Source organism: Marinicella pacifica, from assembly GCF_014636635.1.
Lineage (GTDB): Bacteria > Pseudomonadota > Gammaproteobacteria > Xanthomonadales > Marinicellaceae > Marinicella > Marinicella pacifica.
The window spans coordinates 17656-40854 of sequence record NZ_BMEO01000009.1 but is presented as its reverse complement, the minus strand read 5'-3'; the positions used below and the strand labels follow the sequence as shown (position 1 = coordinate 40854).

20 protein-coding genes are annotated in these 23199 nt (G+C 47.5%); 12 read left to right on the top strand and 8 right to left on the bottom strand.

All coding sequences use genetic code 11. The features are described from left to right. The first annotated feature begins 54 nt into the window (after positions 1–54). Entirely contained in the window at positions 55–1194 is a 1140-nt protein-coding gene (locus IEV16_RS10115; protein ID WP_229728317.1) for a patatin-like phospholipase family protein, read from the top strand. A 94-nt stretch (positions 1195–1288) separates the two neighbouring features. Here IEV16_RS10115 and IEV16_RS10110 read toward each other — a convergent pair whose 3' ends face one another. The 4 genes from IEV16_RS10110 to IEV16_RS10095 form a co-directional block, all read right to left on the bottom strand. After that, positions 1289–1876: an FMN-binding negative transcriptional regulator gene (locus tag IEV16_RS10110; RefSeq protein WP_188365586.1), complete on the bottom strand. Its 588-nt coding sequence runs from the start codon at positions 1874–1876 to the stop codon at positions 1289–1291. A gap of 1 nt (position 1877) precedes the next feature. Further along, complete coding sequence (locus tag IEV16_RS10105; protein ID WP_188365585.1) at positions 1878–2495, bottom strand: cation efflux transmembrane domain-containing protein; 618 nt, start codon at positions 2493–2495, stop codon at positions 1878–1880. A gap of 858 nt (positions 2496–3353) precedes the next feature. Continuing rightward, entirely contained in the window at positions 3354–4475 is a 1122-nt protein-coding gene (locus tag IEV16_RS10100) for a PilT/PilU family type 4a pilus ATPase (RefSeq protein ID WP_188365584.1), read from the bottom strand. A gap of 26 nt (positions 4476–4501) precedes the next feature. Next, the gene (locus tag IEV16_RS10095; RefSeq protein ID WP_188365583.1) at positions 4502–5539 is read right to left on the bottom strand and encodes a type IV pilus twitching motility protein PilT; all 1038 of its coding nucleotides are present in this window, start codon (positions 5537–5539) and stop codon (positions 4502–4504) included. 86 nt (positions 5540–5625) lie between these two features. Between IEV16_RS10095 and IEV16_RS10090 the strand changes: the two genes are divergently transcribed. From IEV16_RS10090 to lpdA, 10 genes are all read left to right on the top strand, one after another. Then, on the top strand, positions 5626–6060 hold the full coding sequence (locus tag IEV16_RS10090; protein WP_229728316.1) for a DUF192 domain-containing protein: 435 nt from the start codon (positions 5626–5628) through the stop codon (positions 6058–6060). A gap of 112 nt (positions 6061–6172) precedes the next feature. Then, positions 6173–7687: an alanine/glycine:cation symporter family protein gene (locus IEV16_RS10085; protein WP_188365582.1), complete on the top strand. Its 1515-nt coding sequence runs from the start codon at positions 6173–6175 to the stop codon at positions 7685–7687. 385 nt (positions 7688–8072) lie between these two features. After that, the gene (gap, locus tag IEV16_RS10080) at positions 8073–9074 is read left to right on the top strand and encodes a type I glyceraldehyde-3-phosphate dehydrogenase (protein ID WP_188365581.1); all 1002 of its coding nucleotides are present in this window, start codon (positions 8073–8075) and stop codon (positions 9072–9074) included. Between the two features lie 26 nt (positions 9075–9100). Beyond that, the gene (locus tag IEV16_RS10075) at positions 9101–10264 is read left to right on the top strand and encodes a phosphoglycerate kinase (RefSeq protein WP_188365653.1); all 1164 of its coding nucleotides are present in this window, start codon (positions 9101–9103) and stop codon (positions 10262–10264) included. A gap of 44 nt (positions 10265–10308) precedes the next feature. Further along, a complete protein-coding gene (locus IEV16_RS10070; protein WP_188365580.1) occupies positions 10309–11334 on the top strand; it encodes a class I fructose-bisphosphate aldolase in 1026 nt (341 codons plus the stop codon). A gap of 67 nt (positions 11335–11401) precedes the next feature. Further along, the gene (locus IEV16_RS10065; RefSeq protein ID WP_188365579.1) at positions 11402–13678 is read left to right on the top strand and encodes an NADP-dependent malic enzyme; all 2277 of its coding nucleotides are present in this window, start codon (positions 11402–11404) and stop codon (positions 13676–13678) included. Positions 13679–13682: 4 nt separating this feature from the next. Beyond that, entirely contained in the window at positions 13683–16349 is a 2667-nt protein-coding gene (aceE, locus tag IEV16_RS10060; RefSeq protein ID WP_188365578.1) for a pyruvate dehydrogenase (acetyl-transferring), homodimeric type, read from the top strand. A gap of 19 nt (positions 16350–16368) precedes the next feature. Beyond that, a complete protein-coding gene (gene aceF, locus IEV16_RS10055) occupies positions 16369–17703 on the top strand; it encodes a dihydrolipoyllysine-residue acetyltransferase (protein WP_188365577.1) in 1335 nt (444 codons plus the stop codon). A 4-nt stretch (positions 17704–17707) separates the two neighbouring features. After that, positions 17708–18379, top strand: a complete 672-nt coding sequence (locus IEV16_RS10050; protein WP_188365576.1) for a hypothetical protein — start codon at positions 17708–17710, stop codon at positions 18377–18379. An 11-nt stretch (positions 18380–18390) separates the two neighbouring features. Beyond that, the gene (lpdA, locus tag IEV16_RS10045) at positions 18391–20175 is read left to right on the top strand and encodes a dihydrolipoyl dehydrogenase (protein WP_188365575.1); all 1785 of its coding nucleotides are present in this window, start codon (positions 18391–18393) and stop codon (positions 20173–20175) included. Positions 20176–20221: 46 nt separating this feature from the next. Here lpdA and IEV16_RS10040 read toward each other — a convergent pair whose 3' ends face one another. From IEV16_RS10040 to IEV16_RS10030, 3 genes are all read right to left on the bottom strand, one after another. Continuing rightward, positions 20222–20770: a hypothetical protein gene (locus IEV16_RS10040; protein WP_188365574.1), complete on the bottom strand. Its 549-nt coding sequence runs from the start codon at positions 20768–20770 to the stop codon at positions 20222–20224. A 74-nt stretch (positions 20771–20844) separates the two neighbouring features. After that, positions 20845–21816, bottom strand: a complete 972-nt coding sequence (locus IEV16_RS10035) for an alpha/beta hydrolase (protein WP_188365573.1) — start codon at positions 21814–21816, stop codon at positions 20845–20847. A gap of 12 nt (positions 21817–21828) precedes the next feature. Then, complete coding sequence (locus tag IEV16_RS10030) at positions 21829–22179, bottom strand: VOC family protein (RefSeq protein ID WP_188365572.1); 351 nt, start codon at positions 22177–22179, stop codon at positions 21829–21831. Positions 22180–22544: 365 nt separating this feature from the next. Here IEV16_RS10030 and IEV16_RS10025 point away from each other — a divergent pair, with 365 nt between their 5' ends. Next, positions 22545–22808 carry a hypothetical protein gene (locus IEV16_RS10025; RefSeq protein ID WP_188365571.1) on the top strand — a complete coding sequence of 88 codons (264 nt, stop codon included), beginning with the start codon at positions 22545–22547 and terminating at the stop codon, positions 22806–22808. On the opposite strand, the gene IEV16_RS10020 is transcribed toward IEV16_RS10025, so the two are convergent. Further along, complete coding sequence (locus IEV16_RS10020) at positions 22805–23134, bottom strand: putative signal transducing protein (RefSeq protein WP_188365570.1); 330 nt, start codon at positions 23132–23134, stop codon at positions 22805–22807. The genes IEV16_RS10025 and IEV16_RS10020 overlap by 4 nt on opposite strands. Between the last annotated feature and the right edge of the window lie 65 nt (positions 23135–23199).

Genomic DNA, 23199 nt, shown 5'->3' with positions numbered 1-23199 from the left:
TTAATATAGCCGGTTCTTGATTATAATGAAGTGTTTATTAAACCATCTCATGCATTGAAGATAACCAGACAAAAACCCATACATGTTCCGGCCACTGCCCTGATGCTGCCGGGCGGTGGTGCCCGTGGTGCTTACCAGGTGGGTGTATTAAAAGCCATTATGGATATGATGCCCACAGGCTTTCGTTTTCCCATTATCAACGGTACTTCGGCAGGCGCCATTAATGCCACGGTGATGGCTTCGCATGCCAGGCGACAGAGATATGGCGCTAAACGGCTGGAGTATTTTTGGCGAAATATCCATTGTGATGATGTTTACCGCACCGATGCCCGCTGTGTGTTTAAAACCATGGCACGGGTTGTGGGGTCGTTATTTTTTGGCCGTTTGGGTTTGCAGCCACCGAAATCATTACTGGATAACACGCCGTTACAGCAATTATTGCAACGTGAATTAAAATTGGCACAAATTCAAGAGGCCATTGATGAGGGGTTTCTCACCGGCTTATCGATCACCGCATCGTCTTATGACACCGCCATGGCCAAATGTTTTTTCCAGGGCAATCAGGCCATTAATCCCTGGCAGCGCACGCGACGGGTGGGGTTGCGAGAGCGCATTACGGTGAACCATGTGTTGGCATCCACCGCTTTGCCTTTTTTATTTCCGGCACAACGTATTGGCTATGAACATTACGGTGATGGCGGCTTGCGCATGACCGCACCCTTATCACCGGCGATTCATCTCGGTGCAGATCGTATTCTTGTGATTGGTACCCGGGATGAGTCCCCCATTGAAACGCCGCGTAAAGTCACCGAATACCCAAGTATGGGTCATTTGGGCGGTTATTTACTGGACACCATTTTTATGGATATGCTGATGGCGGATCTGTCCCGACTGCAACGCATTAACCGGACACTAAAGCTGATTGCGCCGGAAAAACGCGAAGAGTACAGTCTGCGACCCATCAACACGCTGGTGATCAAACCCAGTCGCGATGTCCGGGAAATAACCGCCCAATATGCCCCCGAGATTCCCGGACCTGTGCGTACCCTGTTGAAAATGATTGGCGGCTGGGGCAAAGACTGGCGCATGCCCAGCTACCTGTTGTTCGAACCCGAATACACCGGCGCCCTCATCGACCTGGGCTACGCCGACGCGAGATCACAAGCCGCTGAAATCAAAGAGTTCCTCAATTAAAACAGCCCGTGGAACCACTATAGCTTCAATTTTAAGAGAAAAACCATCTCAATGTGAATCACCATGCCATTCGCAATTAGTTATGAATATACCGCTAATGATTAAGGATTTTATTCATGGTTTTGGCAAGCTGAATTTGGCCATTTTTTTTCAGTGCATTGATGATATTTTGCTGATCATTGGTTGAGCGGTCCTGGCTGAGTTTAAACTGGCATTGTATTGACCGGATTTCAATTCTGATGGCGACAATGGCAGAAAGCATGCTCGGCTTGTAATTGCCGTCCCAGCTGAACCCCATCAGGGTTTGGTGATGGTTCGAAAGTTTATCAACGACTTTTTTAATGATTGATTCAGATGTTTCAGTGTGACACGTTCCGCCAACATGAAGTGCCTGATAATTCCAGGTGGGTACCCCCGGTTTTTCATACCAGTCAGGTGAAATATAGCCATGTGGACCGGTGAACACCACGCTGACCGGTGAATTATTCAGGTAGGTTAAATCCGGGTTGTTTTTAGCCAGGTGTCCCCACAGGCAGTTGCGTTCGTCATCATACAACAAAGGCACGTGGTTAATGACCGGAAAAGTTTCGGTGGCGCACACCAGCTGGGCAAAGGGGTGATGTTGCATAAAGGCGGTGAACACCGAATGATCTTTGACCGCATAGTCCGGAGGTATATGCATGTTAGTGACTGCAACTGGGTTTCAGGTTTTCACGGGCATGGTTAATCACCTCCAAACCGGAACGCAAAAGATAGACAGCCAATAAAAATGCCACCAGTAAATCCGGCCAGCCCGATTGAGTCATCCAAACCAATCCGGCGGCAACAAACACCGATAAATTAGCCACAATATCATTGCGTGAACACGCCCACACTGAAGACATATTGACATCTTCATGGCGGTGCTTACTAAGCAATAACAGGCACAGGGCATTGGCTGTTAATGCAACCAAACTAAACACACCCATCAATTCAAAAATAGGCACCGCCGGATTAAATAATTTATAAGTAACCTGACCCAAAATCAGCAAACCACCCAATAAAATCAACCCGCCTTTAAAAACAGCCACTTTGGCTTTCGCCGTATTGGAACGACCGACCGCGTATAAACTGACCGCATAGGTGATCGCATCACCCAGATTATCAAATGCATCGGCAAACAACGCCGAAGACCCGGCCCACCAGGAAGCGACAACAATTACCGCAAACATCAGGGCATTGATGATTAAAACAGCAATTAAAGTGCGTTTCTGCCGGTCATTCTGTGCCGATAAAACCGATTCTGTTTCGCAACAACCCATGGAAAAATAATCCGGTTAATAATAAATGCTTATTATAACAAGTAGGTCATTATTTGTATTGAATCGGCAATCATGAGTAAAGTTTAATTATGAAATACGATTAAAAGAATAGAAGTCCCTTAATTACACCAAAAACATGTCAGCCATTGGTGCGCTTTAGCGCATCAGCAGCTGACTCATAAAATCATTGTCTTTTGCGCCATACAATTATATTTGGCGACGCAGTCGTAAGAAGCGAAAGACATTTACCGGCCAACAAAGTTGGCCTGAGATTTCACTTATTTAAGTTAACTGTAATTCGGAAAGACGATTAAAAGAGATAGAGGCCTTAACGAAACTTAAAAGCATGTCAGCCGTTGGTGCGCGAAGCGCATCAGCAGCTGACTCATAAAATCATTTTCTTTTGCGCCATACAATTATATTTGGCGACGTAGTCGTAAGAAGCGAAAGGCAAATTACCTGCCAACAAAGTTGGCCTGAGATTTTACTCAGTGAAGTTATCTTAAGACTTTGAAAGATGACTAAAAAAGCCATGCTCCATAATTACACTTAAAAACATGTCAGCCATTGGTGCGCGAACGCATCAGCAGCTGACTCATAAAATCATTGTCTTTTGCGGTTTACAGCGGAGCTGTAAGAAGCGAAGCACAAGTTACCGGCCAACAAAGTTGGCCTGAGATTCCACTTAGTGAAGTTATTTTCAGTCTTTGAAGGTTGACTAAAAAAGCCATGTCCTGTAATTACACCTAAAAAGCATGTCAGCCGTTGGTGCGCGAAGCGCATCAGCAGCTGACTCATAAAATCATTGGGCTTTGCGGGTTACGTCGTAGACGTAAAAAGCGAAGCCCAAGTTACCTTTTACTTGTCCTCTTCCAGTCCCACACCATCCATACCCATGGATAAAGTGTCGGCGTCGCCGCCTTGAGAGAGCTTAATGGCCAGGCGCACTTCGTTGGCAGAATCGGCGTGGCGCAGGGCGTCTTCGTAAGTGATCTCGCCGGCCTGATAGAGTTCGAACATGGCCTGGTCGAAGGTCTGCATACCCATGTTGGTGGATTTTTTCATCAGATCCTTGAGTTTTTCGATTTTGCCTTTGCGGATATATTCTTGTGCCAAAGGTGAATTAATCAGAATTTCAACCGCAGCACGGCGGCCGTTGCCGTCGGGTGTAGGAATCAGCTGTTGCGCCACCATGGCACGTAAATTTAAGGACAAATCCATCAGCAACTGATCACGGGCGTCTTTGGGGAAGAAGTGCATAATTCGGTCCAGGGCCTGGTTGGCGTTGTTGGCATGGAGTGTCGCCAGACATAAATGGCCGGTTTCGGCGAAAGTGACCGCTTGTTGCATGGTTTCTTTGGTGCGGATCTCACCAATCATAATCACATCGGGGGCTTGACGCAGCGAATTTTTTAAAGCCACTTCAAAACTCTCGGTGTCCAAACCCACTTCCCGTTGCGTAATCACGCAACCTTGGTGTTCGTGAACATATTCAATCGGATCCTCAATGGTGATGATATGGCCTGTGGTGTTGACATTGCGGTAACCAATCATGGCAGCCAAAGAGGTGGATTTACCGGTACCGGTACCACCGACAAAGATAATAATACCCCGTTTGGTGAGTGTCAGTTCTTTGAGGACTTCAGGCAGTTTGAGCTTCTCGAAGGTCGGGATTTTAGATTCAACCCGACGAATCACCATGCCCACGGCATTGCGCTGATAAAAGGCACTGACCCGAAATCGACCGACACTGGATACGCCAATGGCGAAGTTACATTCGTGAGTCCGTTCAAATTCTTCTTTTTGATAGGGCGACATAATGCCGGTGACCATATCTCTGGCCTGGGATTTGTTGAGGGGTTGCTGGGTGATGGGAATCACCCGACCATGAATTTTAATACTGGGCGCCAGACCGGCGGTGATGAATAAGTCCGATGCCTTTTTATGCACCATTAATTTGAGGTATGAATTAAAGTCCATGGGTGTCTCCTGTCATCGGTGTCATATTAATCAAAATCAGCTTTGGATACGGCACGTGAGCGGGCCTGAGCCTTGGCGATTAAGCCGCGATTGACCAAATCTTTTAAACATTGATCGAGTGTCTGCATTCCAATCGACTGTCCGGTTTGAATGGATGAATACATTTGCGCCACTTTGTCTTCACGGATGAGGTTTCGAATGGCGGGAATACCTATCATAATTTCATGGGCGGCAATTCGACCGCCGCCCACCCGTTTAATTAAGGTTTGGGCGATAACAGCGCGTAATGATTCGGATAACATGGAACGCACCATGGGTTTTTCGCCGGCCGGAAACACATCAATAATACGGTCAATGGTTTTCGCCGCTGAAGAAGTATGCAAGGTGCCGAATACCAGGTGACCGGTTTCCGCAGCGGTCAGCGCGAGGCGAATGGTTTCCAAATCACGCAACTCTCCCACCAGAATAATGTCAGGATCTTCACGCAAAGCCGATCGCAAGGCGTTTTCAAAGCTTTTGGTGTCGCGGTGTACTTCACGCTGGTTAATCAGACATTTATTGCTGGTGTGAACAAATTCAATGGGGTCTTCAATGGTCAGGATATGGCCGTGCTCTTTCTTATTAAGGTAGTCAATCATGGCCGCCAGGGTGGTGGATTTACCCGAACCGGTGGGACCGGTCACCAAGATTAAACCTCGGGGCACATCAATGATGTCTTTAAAAATCGCCGGACAATTCAAATCTTCAAAAGTGAGGATTTCTGTGGGAATGGTCCTGAATACGCCGCCACAACCACGGTTCTGGTTAAAAGCGTTAACCCTGAAACGTGCCAGACCCGGTATCTCAAAAGAAAAGTCAATTTCATAAGTTTCTTCATATTCCTTACGCTGATAATCATTCATGATGTCATAAATCATGTCATGCAATTCCTTGTGCTCCAGAGGGGGCAGGTTTATGCGTCGAACATCACCATCTACCCGGATCATCGGCGGTAAGCCTGCCGAAAGGTGTAAATCCGAGGCTTTATTTTTGACTGTAAAAGCCAGTAATTCTGCAATATCCACTCAATACTCTCAAATTTAACAGTTTATTGAGTTTAGCCTTGTTAAGTGATAAATTCCAGCACGGTGTATAAAAAAATAACGAAAATATGATGAAAACCAGCTTTTTATTTGGACTGTTTCTGCTATTGGCGGGTTGCCAGACAACGCCCCATCAGGTTTCCATCAATGAAGTGACCTTTCAGGTCAGTTTGGCAGAAGACGATAACAGCCGGGCCATGGGTCTCATGTACAAAAAGTCTTTACCACCGGATGCGGGCATGTTGTTTATTTTTCCCGACAGTCGGCCGCGTGCTTTCTGGATGAAAAACACCCTGATTCCATTGGACATACTGTATTTTAATCACAATAAGATACTGGTCAGTATTCAAGCCGATGTGCCACCGTGCCGAAACACCACCAGCCGGTGTCCCAATTACCCGAGTGAAAAACCGGCTCAATATGTTCTTGAAATCAATGCCGGTTTGGCCGACAAGTACGGATTCAAAGTGGGTGATGAACTCATTCTCGACCTAAAAAAGTAGCTTTGAACTTCATACCACATAAAAAAACAGTTATGATAAGCCATCTTTCGCCTGACGGATTAGCAAGGTCGTGGTGAATGCGTACTCAATTAAAAAGAACGGGAATAAATTAATGTACTTAAAAAAACTGTTAGCTTTTTTTCTGGTTTCGGCTTCGGTGCCTGCCTGGGCGGTTAAAGCGGATGAAAAAATCAATGCAATCGTCCAGCCCATTTCAGATGCGATTGCCGGTGTGGTGTTTTATTCAATCACCATTCCGGGCGGCTATCAGGTCCCGATTGTGCTTATCTGGCTCATTTTGGCAGCCACTTTTTTTACCCTTTATTATAAGTTTGTTAACCTGCGATCGTTTCGCCATGGCTTTGATTTAATCCGCGGTAAATATGATTACCACGATGCCGATGGTGAGGTGACACACTTTCAGGCACTTTCGACCGCCTTATCCGGCACTGTGGGCTTGGGTAATATCGCGGGGGTGGCGGTGGCGGTCAGTCTCGGCGGGGCCGGCGCCACTTTTTGGATGATTGTGGCCGGCTTTTTGGGTATGTCCACTAAGTTCGTAGAATGTACCCTGGGGGTCAAATATCGCACCGTGCTGGCCGATGGCACCATTCACGGCGGGCCGATGCAGTATTTAACCAAAGGCTTCAGTGAACGTGGTTTTCCCAAGTTTGGTAAGTTTTTAGCCATCTTCTTTGCGATTATGTGTATTGGCGGCTCCTTTGGGGGCGGCAACATGTTTCAGGCCAATCAATCATTCCAGCAACTGGTCAGTATCACCGGTGGTGAGGACAGCTTTTTGGTGGGTTACGGCTGGGTCTTTGGTTTGATTGTGGCGACCTTTGTGGGCATCACCATCATCGGTGGCATTAAAGGCATCGCCAAAGTGACTTCTAAGCTGGTGCCTTTTATGGGCATTATTTATGTGCTTACCGGGCTTGTGATTATTGCCATGAATTACCAACATATTCCCGAAGCTTTCAGCGATATCTATTACGGCGCCATGGATGCCAAAGCGGCTTTTGGCGGTATCGTCGGTGTTCTAATTGTGGGTTTTCAACGGGCGGCTTTTTCCAATGAAGCGGGTATCGGTTCAGCGGCTATTGCCCACTCGGCCGTGACCACCAATGAGCCGGTGACCGAAGGGTTGGTGGCGTTGTATGAACCTTTTATTGATACGGTTATCGTGTGCACCATCACCGCTTTGGTGATTGGTATCACCGGTTACATACCGGCAGCTTCTGATAACACCATTCAGGGCATTGAGCTGACTTCAGCGGCTTTTGCCAGTAATGTCTCATGGTTTCCTTATGTGTTAACGCTGGCCGTGGTGTTATTCGCCTTTTCCACCATGTTGGCCTGGTCTTATTATGGGGTGCGTGCATTTACATTCTTATTTGGCCCCGGCAAAAAACAAGAAACGGTTTACAATGTGATGTTCCTGGTCTTCGTTGTGATTGGTGCGTCGATGAACCTGTCCGGCGTGATTCAGTTTTCAGACGCGATGATTTTTGCCATGTCATTTCCGAATATTATAGGTTTATATTTCCTGGCACCGGTGGTGAAACGTGAACTGAAACAGTACTACAGGAAACTGCGCAATGATGATCTGCCAACGGTGGATTGAAACGGCTACACCCAAAAAAAATAAAAAAACCGGCTGAGTATTATCTGGCCGGTTTTTTTAATTAATGACTGCGTTTTTTGGCAGCTTTTGATATTTTTTGTCGTGTTTCGGATTGCATAGGCTGCTCAAGTGCACCAGGGAATGGTGCAAAAGGCGCCAGACTTTCTCTGATGGCCTGCTTTTCGCTTGGCAAATTCCGGCACGACTGATTTTTTGATGTGGGTTTAATCAACATATTCGTACCTCAAAAATATTTGTGGTTATGAGTCATTTTAATTAAAAAATTAGAGTAAACCACCCAATTTTCAAGCCTTTAATCTTTATTTATGTTGAAATAGTACCCTTTCAACAATAAATAAGTTTATTAATAAGAAGGAATAACCTCATGACAATAAAAATAGCAATTAACGGATATGGTCGTATTGGCCGGTGTATTTTACGGGCACTTTACGAACTCAAACAACATGACATTAAAGTGGTCGCCATCAATGACTTGGGTGACGCCCGGGCCATGGTTCATTTAACCCGGCATGACACCGCACATGGCCGTTTTCATGCCGATGTGGACCTCAAAGACGATAAAATGGTGGTCAATGGCGATGAAATTCAGTTATGTCATGAAAAGGATCCGACACAATTGCCTTGGCATGAGCTGGGTGTTGACGTGGTGATGGAATGCACCGGTATCTTCAGAGCGCGTGACAAAGCTGCTTTGCACATTAAAGCGGGGGCCAAAAAAGTCATTATTTCAGCGCCGGCCAACGGTGAAATTGACAAAACCGTGGTTTATGGTGTGAACCACCAGGTGTTGACGGCGGATGATACCGTGATTTCAAATGCTTCATGTACCACCAACTGTTTATCGCCACTGGCTCAGATTTTACACCAAAGTATAGGCATTGAATCCGGATTAATGACCTCCATTCATGCCTATACCAATGACCAGGTGCTCAGCGATATGTACCACAAAGATTTACGCCGCGCCCGTTCGGCCACCATGAGTCAGATTCCCACCAAGACCGGCGCGGCGGCAGCCATCGGGCTGGTATTACCGGAACTCAATGGCCGATTGGACGGATATGCCATGCGCATTCCCACCATCAATGTATCCTCAGTGGATTTAACTTTTATCGCCAGCCGTGAAACCACTGTCGAAGAGGTCAATGAAGTGGTAAAATCAGCAGCCGATAATTCTGCCGTATTGGGTTATTGTGATGAGGATTTGGTGTCCGTTGACTTTAATCACAATGCCCATTCGTCCACTTTTGATGCCGGCGTCACCAAAGTCACCAATGGCCGGCTGGTTAAAGTGCTGGCCTGGTATGACAATGAATGGGGATTTTCTTGTCGTATGCTGGATGTAGCAGAAGCCCTGATGAATGCCTGAATGGTGGTTGATAAACGATGAAACACATGACTGAACTCACGCTGACTGATCAGCGGGTTTTAATCCGTGAAGATTTGAATGTGCCCATGGCGTCCGGCAACATCACCGATGACAGCCGAATTCAGGCTGCCTTACCAACCATTAAAAAAGCCCTGTCACAAAATGCGGCGATAATTTTGGTGTCTCACCTGGGCAGGCCGACAGCCGGTCAATATGACCCGCAATTTTCATTATTACCGGTTGCCAACCGCCTCAGTCACTTATTGAATCAAGATGTTAAACTCATTCAAAACTGGCATCAAGGCGTGGATGTCAAACCCGGTGAAGTGGTGCTGTTAGAAAATATTCGTTTTGAAGCCGGCGAGAAAAGCAATGATGAACAACTGGCCAGGCAGTTGGCGGGGCTCTGTGATATTTTTGTGATGGATGCTTTTGGTACCGCCCACCGCGCCCATGCATCCACCACCGGTGTCGCGCAATATGCCCCTATAGCCTGTGCCGGGCCTTTGCTGGTCAAAGAATTAACTGCCCTTGAAAAAGGGCTTAAAAACCCTGCCAAACCCATGCTGGCAGTCATTGGTGGTGCCAAAGTTTCGGGTAAGTTGCAGGTGTTGCACAGCCTGGTTGGCAAAGTGGATAAACTGATTGTCGGCGGCGGTATTGCCAACACTTTTATTAAAGCCGCGGGATACAGGATTGGACAATCTTTGTATGAACCGGATTTGGTGGATGAGGCGAAACAACTCATCGAAACAGCCAGAGAAGCCGGCAATGAAATACCCATCCCCGAAGATGTGGTGGTGGCGGCAGAATTCAAAAGCGATGCCTTGGCTGAAGTAAAAAGTGTGGACAATGTGGCCGATGATGACATGATATTGGACATCGGACCCAAAACAGCTGCTCTTTATGCTTATCTGGCCAAACAAGCCAAAACCGTGGTCTGGAACGGCCCGGTGGGTGTGTTTGAATTTCCGCAGTTTTCTCGGGGCACCCAGTTATTGGCTGAAGGCATTGCCCAAAGTGGCGGTTTTTCCATGGCCGGCGGCGGTGACACCCTGGCAGCCATCGCCAAATATGGTATCGAAGATAAAATTTCTTATATTTCCACCGGAGGCGGGGCTTTTTTGCAGGTACTGGAAGGCAAACCTTTGCCCGCGGTCACCCAACTTGAACAAGTGGCTGAGCGGTAATCCCGACAGCCCTCATAAATTTAAAAACTTAACAGGATAAGATTATGACAGACAGAATAGATGAAATGATTGAAACGGCCGCCGCTATGGTGTCCTCGGGGCGTGGCGTATTGGCGATTGATGAAAGCACCGGCACCTGTCAGAAACGCTTTGACACCATTGGTGTTGACTGCACTGAAGACAACCGCCGAGATTACCGCCATATGTTATTGAGTGCTGATGGCCTGGGTGAATACATATCCGGGGCGATTTTATTTGACGAAACCATCCGTCAAAAAGCACCGGACGGTACATCACTGGTTAAAATCATGCAGGATGCCGACATTATTCCGGGTATTAAAGTGGACAAAGGTGCCAAAGATCTGGCCGGATTTCCCGGTGAGAAAGTTACCGAGGGTTTAGATGGCTTACGTGAACGTTTGCATGAATACTATGACATGGGCGCCCGATTCGCCAAATGGCGTGCGGTCATCACCATTTCAGAAAACAATCCCAGTCAGACTTGCATTGAAGCCAACAGCCATGCGCTGGCGCGTTACGCGGCTTTGTGTCAGGAAGCGGGGCTGGTACCGATTGTGGAGCCTGAAGTTTTGATGGACGGCAGTCACGACATTGCCACCGCTTATGAAGTCACTGAATTGACCCTGAAATCATTGTTTAGCCAGTTATACGAGCACAATGTAATTTTAGAAGCCTGTATTCTAAAATCATCGATGGTGGTGTCCGGCAGTGATTGTCCCGAGCAGGCTGATGCCGAAGAGGTGGCCGAAGCCACCTTAAGTTGTTTCTTTAATACCGTTCCGGCTGCTTTGGCAGGTATTGTATTTTTATCCGGGGGACAATCTGAAATTGAAGCCACTGAACATTTAAATGTTATGAATCAAATGGGTCAGTTGCCCTGGCCGTTAAGCTTTTCTTATGGTCGTGCTTTACAGGCCTCAGCCCTTAAAGTTTGGGGTGACAATCCCAAAAACAACGTCAAAGCGGCTCAGGCTGAACTGCTGCATCGTGCACGCATGAATTCTTTGGCCACATTGGGTCAATACGACGAACAGGCCGAACAAGGCTAAAACAGGGTGACGGCTTATTCAGGATGGTTAAGCCGTTACTTGTTGATACATATATTGGGGTGACACCATGAGTCTTTCTGAAGACATGAAACAAGCGGCGCTTGAATACCATCAGTATCCAACGCCCGGTAAAATTAAAATCACAGCCACCAAAGCCTTAACCACTCAAAAAGAACTGGCTTTGGCCTATTCGCCCGGCGTGGCAGCGCCGTCAGAGGCGATTGCCGCTGACCCAAACAAGGCCGCTGATTACACCGCCCGAAGTAACATGGTGGCGGTGATTTCCAACGGCACTGCAGTACTGGGTCTGGGTGATATTGGTGCGCTGGCCTCAAAACCGGTGATGGAAGGTAAAGGGGTGTTGTTCAAAAAGTTTGCCGGCATTGATGTGTTTGACATCGAGATTGATGAAAAAGACCCCGATAAACTGATTGAGATCATTGCCTCATTAGAACCGACTTTCGGTGGCATCAACCTCGAAGACATTAAATCACCGGAATGTTTTGAGGTGGAAGAAGCCTTAAAAAAACGCATGAAAATTCCGGTGTTTCATGATGATCAGCATGGGACCGCCATTATTACCGCAGCCGCGGTGATTAACGCCCTGAAAATCACCGGTAAAAAAATTGAAAATGTTCGCCTCACCACCTCCGGTGCCGGTGCGGCCGGTATGGCCTGTCTGGACTTGCTGGTGACCATGGGCATGCAACGCGAACATATTATTGTGTCTGATTCATCGGGTGTTTTGTATGAAGGCCGAGAAGATTTAAGCGATCCCCGACGCATTGAATACGCAAAAGGCGTCAAACAACAATCACTGACCGAAGCCTTGGATGGCGCGGACATCTTCCTCGGTGTTTCGGTGGCCGGTGTACTCAAACCCGACATGCTGAAAAAAATGGCCAAAGATCCGTTAATTTTGGCACTGGCGAACCCCACACCTGAAATTATGCCGGAGTTGGCACTCGAGGTCAGGCCCGATGCCATCATTGCCACCGGCCGCTCTGATTATCCGAACCAGGTCAATAATGTTCTGTGCTTTCCCTATATTTTCCGCGGTGCATTGGATGTGGGCGCCACCGCCATAAACGATGCCATGAAAATTGCTTGTGTGAAAGCCCTGGCTCACCTGGCCCGGCTGGAAGTCAGCGATGTGAGCCGTGAAGCTTATGGTGACATAGAGCTCAGTTTTGGTCGTGACTACCTGATTCCGCAACCTTTTGATCCGCGTATTTTGCTACACGTGGCGCCGGCGGTGGCCAAAGCCGCCATGGACAGTGGTGTGGCCAAACGACCACTTGATGACCTGAAAAAGTACGAACATCAGCTCAGTGAATTTGTCTATCAAAGCGGTTTACTAATGCGCCCGGTATTCAATCAGGCACGAAAAGATTTAAAACGCGTGGTATTGGCCGAAGGTGAAGATGAGCGGGTGTTGCGTGCCGTGCTCACTATCAACAGTGACCGACTTGCCAAACCAATTTTAATTGGCCGCCCGGATGTGGTGCAATCACGCATTGAACGGATTGGCATTAATCTGACCATTGGCGAAGATTTTGAGTTGGTTAACCCACAAGATGATCCACGTTTTTACGATTATTGGACACTCTACCATAAACTGATGGAACGGCGAGGTGTTAGTCCGGAAATCGCCAAAGCGGTGGTCAGAACCCGCACCACGGTGATAGCCGCGCTGATGGTTAAACGCGGCGAAGCCGATGCCATGCTGGCGGGTTTAAACGGTCGTTACCATAAAGTCTTACAACACATTATTGATGTGATTGGTTTAAAAGACCAGACACCATCGAGTTTAAGCGCGGTGGCCACCGACCGAGGCAGTTACTTTATCACCGACACCAATGTCAATCCCAACCCAACGGCCGAAGAAATTGCCAGTATGGCCATCAGTGCTGCTGAGCGTGTTAGAGCTTTTGGCAAGACCCCGCGTTTGGCTTTGTTGTCATATTCGAATTTCGGTACCCGGGACGGTGAAAGCCCTGAAAAAATGCGCGAAGCTTTAGCGCTCATCAAACAGCAGGCACCGGACTTACAGGTTGAAGGTGAAATGGATGCCGAATATGCCCTGGTACCCAATATCCGATCCAAGGTATTTCCCAGCGCTGATTACACGCAAAAGGCCAATTTATTGGTGATGCCTAATCTGGACACTGCCACCACCGCCTTAAATATGATAAGATATTTTTCTGAAGGCGTGACTGTTGGCCCCATGCTTATGGGCACCCAATTACCGGCCCATGTGCTCAACCCATCCTCTTCTGTCCGCAGAATTTTTAACATGGTCGCCATCGCCGCCGTTGACGCCCAAAACACCATAACCAAGTGATATTATGACAAACATCAAAACCCAACATGATATTGACGCTTTAGAAACCCAAGAATGGCTGGATTCATTAAAAGCCGTGATTGCGGAAGAAGGCCCCGAGCGGGCCCATTTTCTGATTGAACAACTGATTGACTTAAATCGCCGATCCGGTGGCCATTTGCCCTACCAGGCGACCACCGCCTACCTCAACACCATTCCGGTAACGGAACAGAAACAATCCCCCGGTGACAGTGATTTAGAGTGGAAAATCCGTGCCATTATCCGCTGGAATGCCATGGCCATGGTGGTCCGTGCGAACCGCCGCCCCGGCTCTCTCGGTGGTCATATTGCATCCTTTGCTTCGGCCGCCACCATTTATGACGTCGGTTTCAATCATTTTTTCCGTGGCAAAGACCACCCTTCTGGCGGTGATTTATTATATGTACAAGGCCACAGTTCTCCCGGCTTTTATGCCCGTGCTTTTTTAGAAGGCCGTATTAGCGAAGAACAACTGGACAAATTCCGCGAAGAAGTCGGCGGGAAAGGCTTGCCTTCTTATCCACATTCCTGGTTGATGCCGGATTTCTGGCAGTTTGCCACGGTGTCCATGGGACTGGGACCGATTCAGGCCATTTATCAGGCACGATTTATGAAATATCTGCAAAGTCGAGGCATCATTGAAAAAACCGACCGTAAAGTGTATTGCTTTTTGGGTGATGGTGAAACCGATGAACCGGAATCTTTGGGTGCCATTTCACTGGCCGGCCGTGAGAATCTGGACAATCTGGTGTTTGTGATTAACTGTAATTTACAACGCTTAGACGGACCGGTGCGCGGTAACGGTAAAATCATCCAGGAACTGGAAGGCGTATTCCGCGGTGCCGGCTGGAATGTGATCAAAGTGATTTGGGGCTCTTACTGGGATAAATTATTCGCCAAAGACACCGATGGCTTATTGCGAAAACGCATGGAAGAAGCCGTCGATGGTGACTACCAAATGTACAAATCCAAAGACGGCGCTTATGTGCGTGAGCATTTCTTCGGCAAATACCCGGAACTCAAAGCCATGGTTTCACACATGACCGATGATGATATCTGGCGCTTAAACCGAGGCGGTCATGATCCACACAAAATGTATGCCGCTTACAGCGAAGCCACTTCGCATGAAGGGCAACCGACGGTGATTCTGGCGAAAACCGTGAAAGGCTATGGCATGGGTCCCAGTGGTCAAGCCGCCAACACCACCCACCAACAGAAAAAAATGGACACCGAAGCGATTCGGGAATTTCGCAATAAATTTAATGTGCCCATTAAAGATGATCAGCTTGAAGAGGTGCCCTATTACAAGCCCGCTGATGATTCAGAGGAAATGAAATACATGCTGGCGCGGCGTGAAGAGCTGGGTGGTTTTTTACCGCAACGCAGTTATGAAAACCAGCCTTTAGACATTCCTGAAATGGCCGCATTTGAAAGCATCACCAAAGGTTCCGGTGATCGTGAAATCTCCACCACCATGGCCTTTGTTCGGTCACTGGCGGTGATGTTGCGAGATAAAAACATCAAGGAAAAAATAGTACCGATTATTTGTGATGAAGCGCGTACCTTTGGTATGGAGGGCTTGTTCAGACAGCTCGGTATCTATTCTCACCAGGGCCAGAAATATGAACCGGAAGATTCTGATCAACTGATGTTTTACAAAGAATCTGAAGATGGTCAGGTATTACAGGAAGGCATTACCGAAGCCGGTGCCATGTGCTCCTGGATAGCAGCGGCAACTTCGTATGCCAATTACAACACGCCGATGATTCCGTTTTATATTTATTATTCTATGTTCGGTCATCAGCGCATCGGCGATCTCTGCTGGGCCGCCGGTGATATGCGCGCCAAAGGCTTTTTACTGGGCGGCACATCAGGCCGCACAACCCTGAACGGAGAAGGACTGCAACATCAGGACGGCCATTCTCATTTGATTGCCTCCACCGTGCCGAACTGTATTAGTTATGACCCAACCTATGGCTACGAGGTTGTTGTCATTCTGCAATCAGGTTTAAAACGCATGTTTGTTGATAATGATGAGGTGTATTACTACATTACTTTACTCAATGAAAACTATCCGCATCCGGAGATGCCTAAAGATTGTGAAGCGGGCATTATCAAAGGTCTGTATAAATTAAAAGAACGTCCAAAAAAAGGCAAAGCCCAGGCGCAGCTGCTGGGCAGTGGCAGTATTTTACGGGAAGTGGAGGCCGCTGCTGACATGTTACACAAGGATTTTGAGGTGGCTTGTGATGTCTGGAGTGCCACCTCGTTCACCGAACTGAAAAGGGAAGGCCAATCGGTGCAACGTCATAACCGCTTACATGCCGATAAAAAGACCAAACTCAGCTATGTGGAGCAATGTTTAGACAAACAGCCCGGTCCGGTGATAGCCGCCAGCGATTATGTGCACGATTTCGCGGAACAAATCAGACCTTGGGTGAAAGCCCCTTACGCCACTTTGGGCACCGATGGTTTTGGTCGCTCCGATACCCGTGAGCAATTACGAGAATTTTTTGAAGTGTCGCGTAACCACATTGCTTACACCACCGTGGTAGAATTGGTGAAAGTCGGTGACTTACCGAAAACAGCGATTAAAAAAGCGATTAAAACCTATAACATACAGACGGATTTAGACGATCCACGCGTCTCTTAAGACAATTGAGGACAGTATTGTGAGTGAAACAAAACAAATAAAAGTACCGGATATTGGTGATTTTACCGATGTGCCAGTCATTGAAGTCCTGGTCAGTGAAGGCGATGAAGTCAATGCTGAAGACCCGATAATTACTTTAGAGTCTGAAAAAGCCACCATTGAAGTGCCCAGTCCTGAAGGCGGTAAGATCACCAAATTACTGGTCAAAGAAGGTGATTCTGTTTCAATGGGCACGCCGATGATGGAACTTGAAATCAGTGCTTCGGATGCTTCAGAGGACGATTCTGAAGATGATAAACCAGAAGCCAAAGAAGACAAGTCAAAACAAGATAAAACCACTCAAGACCAGCCCAAACAAACCAAGCGCAAACCGCAACCAGTCAACAGTGGCGAAAAAGGTGGACCAAAACCACCGCCGGTGCCCGAAGAGGTGCCCACAGAACGTGTCGGCAAACTGGCCCATGCCTCTCCGGCGGTGCGAAAATTTGCCCGCACACTGGGTGTTGATGTGGCGCAGGTAAAAGGCAGTGGCCGCAAAGGCCGCATCACCAAAGAAGATGTCGAAAAACATGTGAAAACCGTGATGCAATCCGGTGATACCGTGGTTAAAAGCGGTTTTGATGTGCCGCCTTTCCCGGCGGTCGATTTCACTGAATTCGGTGACATTGAAACCCGGGCCTTAAGTCGGATTCAGAAAATTTCCGGTAAATATTTACACCGTAATTGGGTGCGCATACCGCACGTCACGCAATACGATGAAGCCGATATCACTGAGCTCGAAGAATTTCGTCAGGAAAACAAACAAGACGCCAAAGACATGGGCTTTAACCTCACGCCACTGGCGTTTATGGTCAAAGCGCTGGCCAAAGCCCTGAAAAAATTCCCCAAATTTAACAGCTCACTGGATATTAACGGCGAGAATTTGATCTACAAAAAGTACTTCCATATCGGTATTGCCGTGGACACCCCCGATGGTCTGGTGGTGCCGGTGATTCGTGATTGTGATAAAAAAGAAGTGTTTGAAATCGCCAAAGAAATGGCCGAAGTTTCACAGCGGGCCCGTGACGGTAAACTATCCCCCGATGACATGAAAGGCGGTTGTATGTCGATTTCATCTTTAGGGGGTATCGGCGGCACCGCATTTACGCCGATTATCAATGCCCCGGAAGTGGCGATTCTGGGTATTTCACGATCACAGATGAAACCCCATTGGAATGGTGAAGAGTTTGAGCCGCGTTTAATGTTACCGCTGTCCTTAAGTTATGATCACCGCGTGATTGACGGTGCTGATGCGGCCAGGTTTATTGTGTATTTGTCCGACATACTGTCTGATATGAAGAAAATGCTGTTGTAAAACAATGCCTCAATGGCTGGAAAAACTTAAACATAAGGTTGAGCAAGCCAAAGCTGCCGCTGAATCAGCCGGCACACAGGATGTTGCTCACGAGCGGTTTAACGATGAATTTAGTCATCAGGTGGCCTGGACGCCCTTAAAGCCCGGGGGTAGTAGTTTCGGGACGCATTATTTAATTACGCCGGAGTCAGGTGGTCGAACATTGATGTTTAAAGCCACCAAAGGCGGACTGGCTTTTGGCCTGGTTTTTTTGTTGGTGGGTTTGGGTATTTTGTGTGGCATGATCTGGCAAATTATGCGCGGCGAATCATGGCAGTTGTTGTTTATTGGCCTGTTTGTCGGTCTGCCTTTTTCAGTCGCCGGTATCTATCTGGTTCGGTGGCTGACCAAGCCACGGATTTTTGATTTGGTGAGCCGTGAATTTTATGCCGGTTTTAAAAGGCCGGACAGACACCAAAAAGACACTATCACGGACTTAAACCGGGTCAGGGCTTTACAGTTAATGACGGAAACAGTCAGAGGCAATAAGGGCCGATATAGCAGTTACGAACTGAATTTGGTCTTAAATGATGGCAACCGGGTGGCGGTGGTCGATCACGGAAACTATGAACAAATGCTGATGGATGCCGAACAACTGGCCAAGGCCTTACACGTTCCCTTATGGGATAACACTTAACGAGATACTTTATGAGTAAAACAATTGACATAAAAATACCGGATATCGGTGATTTTGATAATGTACCGGTGATTGAGATATTAGTGGCAAAAGGTGACCAAGTTGAAAAAGACCAATCCCTGATTACTCTGGAATCAGAAAAAGCCACCATGGAAATCCCCAGCCCCGAAAGCGGCACCATAAAATCACTGGATGTCAGCGAAGGCGACAACATGGCCAAAGGCGCTGTTATCGGCACCATGGAAGTCAGTGAAGACAGTGGTCAATCGGATGAAACTGAAAAACAGCCGGACAAAGAAAAGCAATCATCTGAAGAGACACAAAAAACCACCAATAAATCCGCTGAAAAATCTTCTAAAAAACAAACCCAGCAAGACACGCAAAAAACCGTCTCACAAGACCATAATTACGACACCGATTTGGTGGTGATTGGTGCCGGCCCGGGTGGATACACCGCTGCGTTCCGTGCCGCTGATTTGGGTTTAAATGTCACCTTGGTGGAGCGTTATGACACTCTGGGTGGTGTTTGCCTGAATGTCGGTTGTATTCCTTCAAAAGCCTTGCTGCACACGGCTTCAATCATTCGTGAAACACAAGCGATGAAAGATCATGGCGTGGTCTTTAAAAAGCCTGAAATTGACCGCGAAAAACTCCTGGACTTTAAAAACGGCGTGGTCGGAAAACTCACCGGCGGACTGGCACAAATGGCCAAACAACGCAAAGTTAACCGCATGACCGGTGAAGCGAAATTTGTCGATGACCATACCTTACAAGTCGGTGACGATAAATTAACTTTTAACCAGGCCATTATCGCGGTCGGCTCGCGGGTCTTTAAATTGCCCGATATGCCCTGGGATGATGAGCGTCTGATGGATTCCACCGATGCCCTGGCCATGACCGAGATTCCGAAATCCTTATTGATTATCGGTGGCGGTATTATCGGCTTGGAAATGGCCACGGTGTATTCTGCTTTAGGCAGTGAGATTACCATTGTCGAAATGATGGATCAGCTAATTCCAGGTGCCGATAAAGACCTGGTGAAACCATTACAACAGCATTTGAAGAAAACCATGGGTGCTGAGATTAAACTGAAATCAAAAGTCACTGAATGCAAAGCCCAGAAATCCGGACTTAAAGTCACCTTTGACGGCGATGACAGTGAAACCTATGACCGGGTTCTGGTGGCTGTGGGCCGCCGCCCCAACGGTGATTTAATCGCCGCTGATCAAGCCGGGGTCGAGGTCGATGACCGAGGTTTTATTTCGGTGGATAAACAAATGCGCACCAACGTCAACCATATCTTCGCCATCGGCGATGTGGTCGGTCAACCGATGCTGGCCCATAAAGCCAGCCACGAAGCCAAAATTGCCGCCGAAGCCGCCGCCGGTGAAAAAGTCTATTTCGATGCCCGTGTGATTCCCTCGGTGGCCTACACCGATCCGGAGGTCGCCTGGGTCGGGCTGACTGAAAATGAAGCCAAGGAAAAAGACATCGCCTATGAAGTCGGTAAATTCCCCTGGGCCGCCAGTGGCCGCGCCATCGGTAACGACCGCACCGAAGGCTTTACGAAGCTTCTATTTGATCCGGAAACCGAGCAAATCCTCGGCGCCGGTATCGTCGGCACCAATGCCGGCGAGCTCATCAGTGAACTCTGTCTGGCCATCGAAATGGGCTGCGAAGCCGCCGATATCAGCCTGACCATCCACCCGCACCCAACCCTGGCCGAATCCGTCGCCATGAGTGCCGAAGCCTTCGAGGGTACGATTACGGATATGTATCTGCCGAAGAAAAAGTAAGACGGTCACTCGCCCCCGCTTAAGTGTGGGGGCGACATGTCCGAAATTATTCAAAATCAGTCATAAAAACAGTGTCCTGATAAAACAGCACATCGTCATACCGGGCTTCATTATTGGCCGTGCCTGAGGATTGGGTTTGTAGGGTTAACACCACCCGCGCAAATACACCCCCGCCGTACTCATTGCTCACTTCGCCATCAAAATCCAGCCATGTATCAGGTTGTGACATATCAAAAATCGTATGCCAGGGCCACGTGGCGACATTTACGTCATTGGCGTCGTACCACTCGACAATCATGTTCATATAAGCAGGTGTGGCGGATGACGGGTATTTGTAAGATGTCCCCAATAAATAATGATAATTGGGAATCACCGGTATTTTTTCAGAATACATATAAATAGAACCACCATTATTAAAGTTATCACTAAAAGAAATGGCACCCGGTTGATGGTGGCCATCATTCGATAACCATTGCGGTGTATGAGAAGGGTTATCCCACGGGCTTACACCTTGGGTAAAATGACCATTGCTTAAAAGCTGCTGCCCCCAAGCACCAGTTGAACATAAAAATAAAATCAATACGCGTAGAATCATATAAATCTCCTGTTTACTGTGAGTAACGAGAGATTTATAAAAAAAGGGACAAATGTATTTATAATGAAGCGGTATTAAAACCGCCAGCTATTACTAATATCATCATAAAATAAATCCAGGGAATCATCGGGACGTTTTCCGTTGAGGACGGTTTTGAAGAAGTGTCTGACGGTGTCGTTGGTGTCGGCGTAGAACAGGCCGTGGGTGCGTTCGACGCCGGGGCCGTCAGTGAAGTCGTAGTAATTGGGTTTTTGGGCAATCAGACCGCGGGCGGTGCGACCGAGGCGGTCTTTTTGGAAATTGCTGTCGGACCATTTGAGGACCCAGTCATTTTCGTTGATGGTGATGTAGATGCGTTTACCGGTTTCAATGGCATCGACCCAGTACTGGTGTCCGGGATGATCCACATCGGCCTGGCACAGGATAATGTTGGCGAAAATATTGGCATCATTTTCGTACAAGGCATCACGCACATAGTTTTGGAGCAGAAAATTACCCAAACTATACGCCATCAGTGATAATTTAACATCGCAGTTTTTCTGATGGTCATGATCAAAAGGGCCGCAATGATAAGCGCCGAGTTTCATTAAAGTGGCATCGAGTGCGGCCACTGAGGCCTGGGCGGTGCGTTTGGCATCGCGGTATTCACGGGTGGTGAAACCACCGGTATTCGACGGCCAGGAAAAAGCCACCACTTCGACGTCATACAATTCTTCGATTAACAGGCTTTGTGCCAGGTTTTTCTGGAAAGACTGGTTATAGCCGTGAATAAAAAAGACGCAATTCTTGTTGGCTTTTTGCAGGCGCTTACGCAGTGCGGAAAATTCATGCCGTGAAGGTAGATTCTCGGCGGTGAGATTATTCGGTTCTTTCACCAGTTTAATCCGCCAGTCGCCTTTATTCGGACCTGATTTAAGTTTTTTGGCGTGTGCCAGCCGGATTTCATTCGGGCCTTTGGCATTAACCTGCTCGCCAAAAGCAAACTCATCGGCCACACCATTTTGAAAACGGTCCTGGTTAATATTTCGATTGGTAACAATGAGCATGATAAAACCTTTTTATTCAGACCACACGGCCATTTCATTACCACCGGGTTCTTTAAAGTGAAAACGACGTCCACCTGGGAAGTCAAAAATATCGCGGGTGATACGGCCGCCTGCCTGACGGACTTTGTTAAGAGTTTCGTCCAGCTTGGCGGAATAAAACACGGTTAAGGGTGCGCCCTGATCGGCAGTTTTGACTTGCTCAGAACTGAAAAAACCACCATCGAGATTGCTCAGGCTAAAGGCGGTGTAGTCAGGTCCATAATCCGTGAACGACCAGCCAAAAACGGTGTTAAAAAATGATTTGCTTTCGTTTAAATCACGGCTGGCAAATTCCAGGTAATTAATCGATTCGTGTTTTGGCATGGTTGGACTCTTGCGTGGACTGATTTAATTATAGCCTGTTGGTGACAATGAGACGATGGGTTTCGTGTTAAAATAATCCTATGAATACCCCACTGCCATGTGGTGCCCAAGATACAGTGCAGTGCATTGAACATATTTGCACTATGAGAGCCAGCCACAAACCACATAACAAGGCATCGTTTGCAGGTAATGGCCTTAGTCCTTGCCAAGAACGATAACGCAGTAATGTGGTTTGTGACTGACTCCCAAAGGGTGAACCATAAAACAGTCATCTACGGCGTTATGTTTCCTTGTAATATGAATAACTATTACGAAGAAAACATGTCTTGTAGCTGACTATTTTATGATTCACTCATAGAGCAAATATGTTCAATGCACTGCACCAAGAAGCGGCGATTGTTCAAAAACGCCGTCTGGATATGGTTTGTCTTAATCAGGCAGGTGAAAAAATCAGCTATGGCCGTGTTCTACCCATCGATATTAACAGCCAGAAGGGTGTAGAGTGGTTGCATTTTATCTATGCCGATGTGGACAATAATATTCGTCGGGTACAAGTAAACACAGCGCAAATTGTGTCTTTTCAGGCGGTTGATGAACAACAGCCAAATCTCCGTTATCAACGAAGTTAAGTGCTTTCAGGTGCAGCCTGCCGGCCACAGGACCAGCACAAACCGAAATGACCTTCATTGATCTCGCCACATTGCGGGCAGGTCCAGTCCGGTGAATCCACGGATTCATCCAGTGTTTTTTTAAATGCATTCACTATTTTAATGGCTTCGGGGTAGTCTGATTTTTTGTGCAACCACAACTCCGGCCAGGTTTCGGTAAACGGCAATTCACCGGTACCGCCAGCCAACAATTCATTTTTAATAAAACAGGATATATCGACGTCATCTAACTGCTGTTTTAATTGCACCAGGACAAAAAGCCGTTCGTCAGTGAATAGTTTAATCATGAAACCATTATATCAATTATGTAGAGACCTTTGTATTAATCGTGAATTAACTGTGCTTAACAATC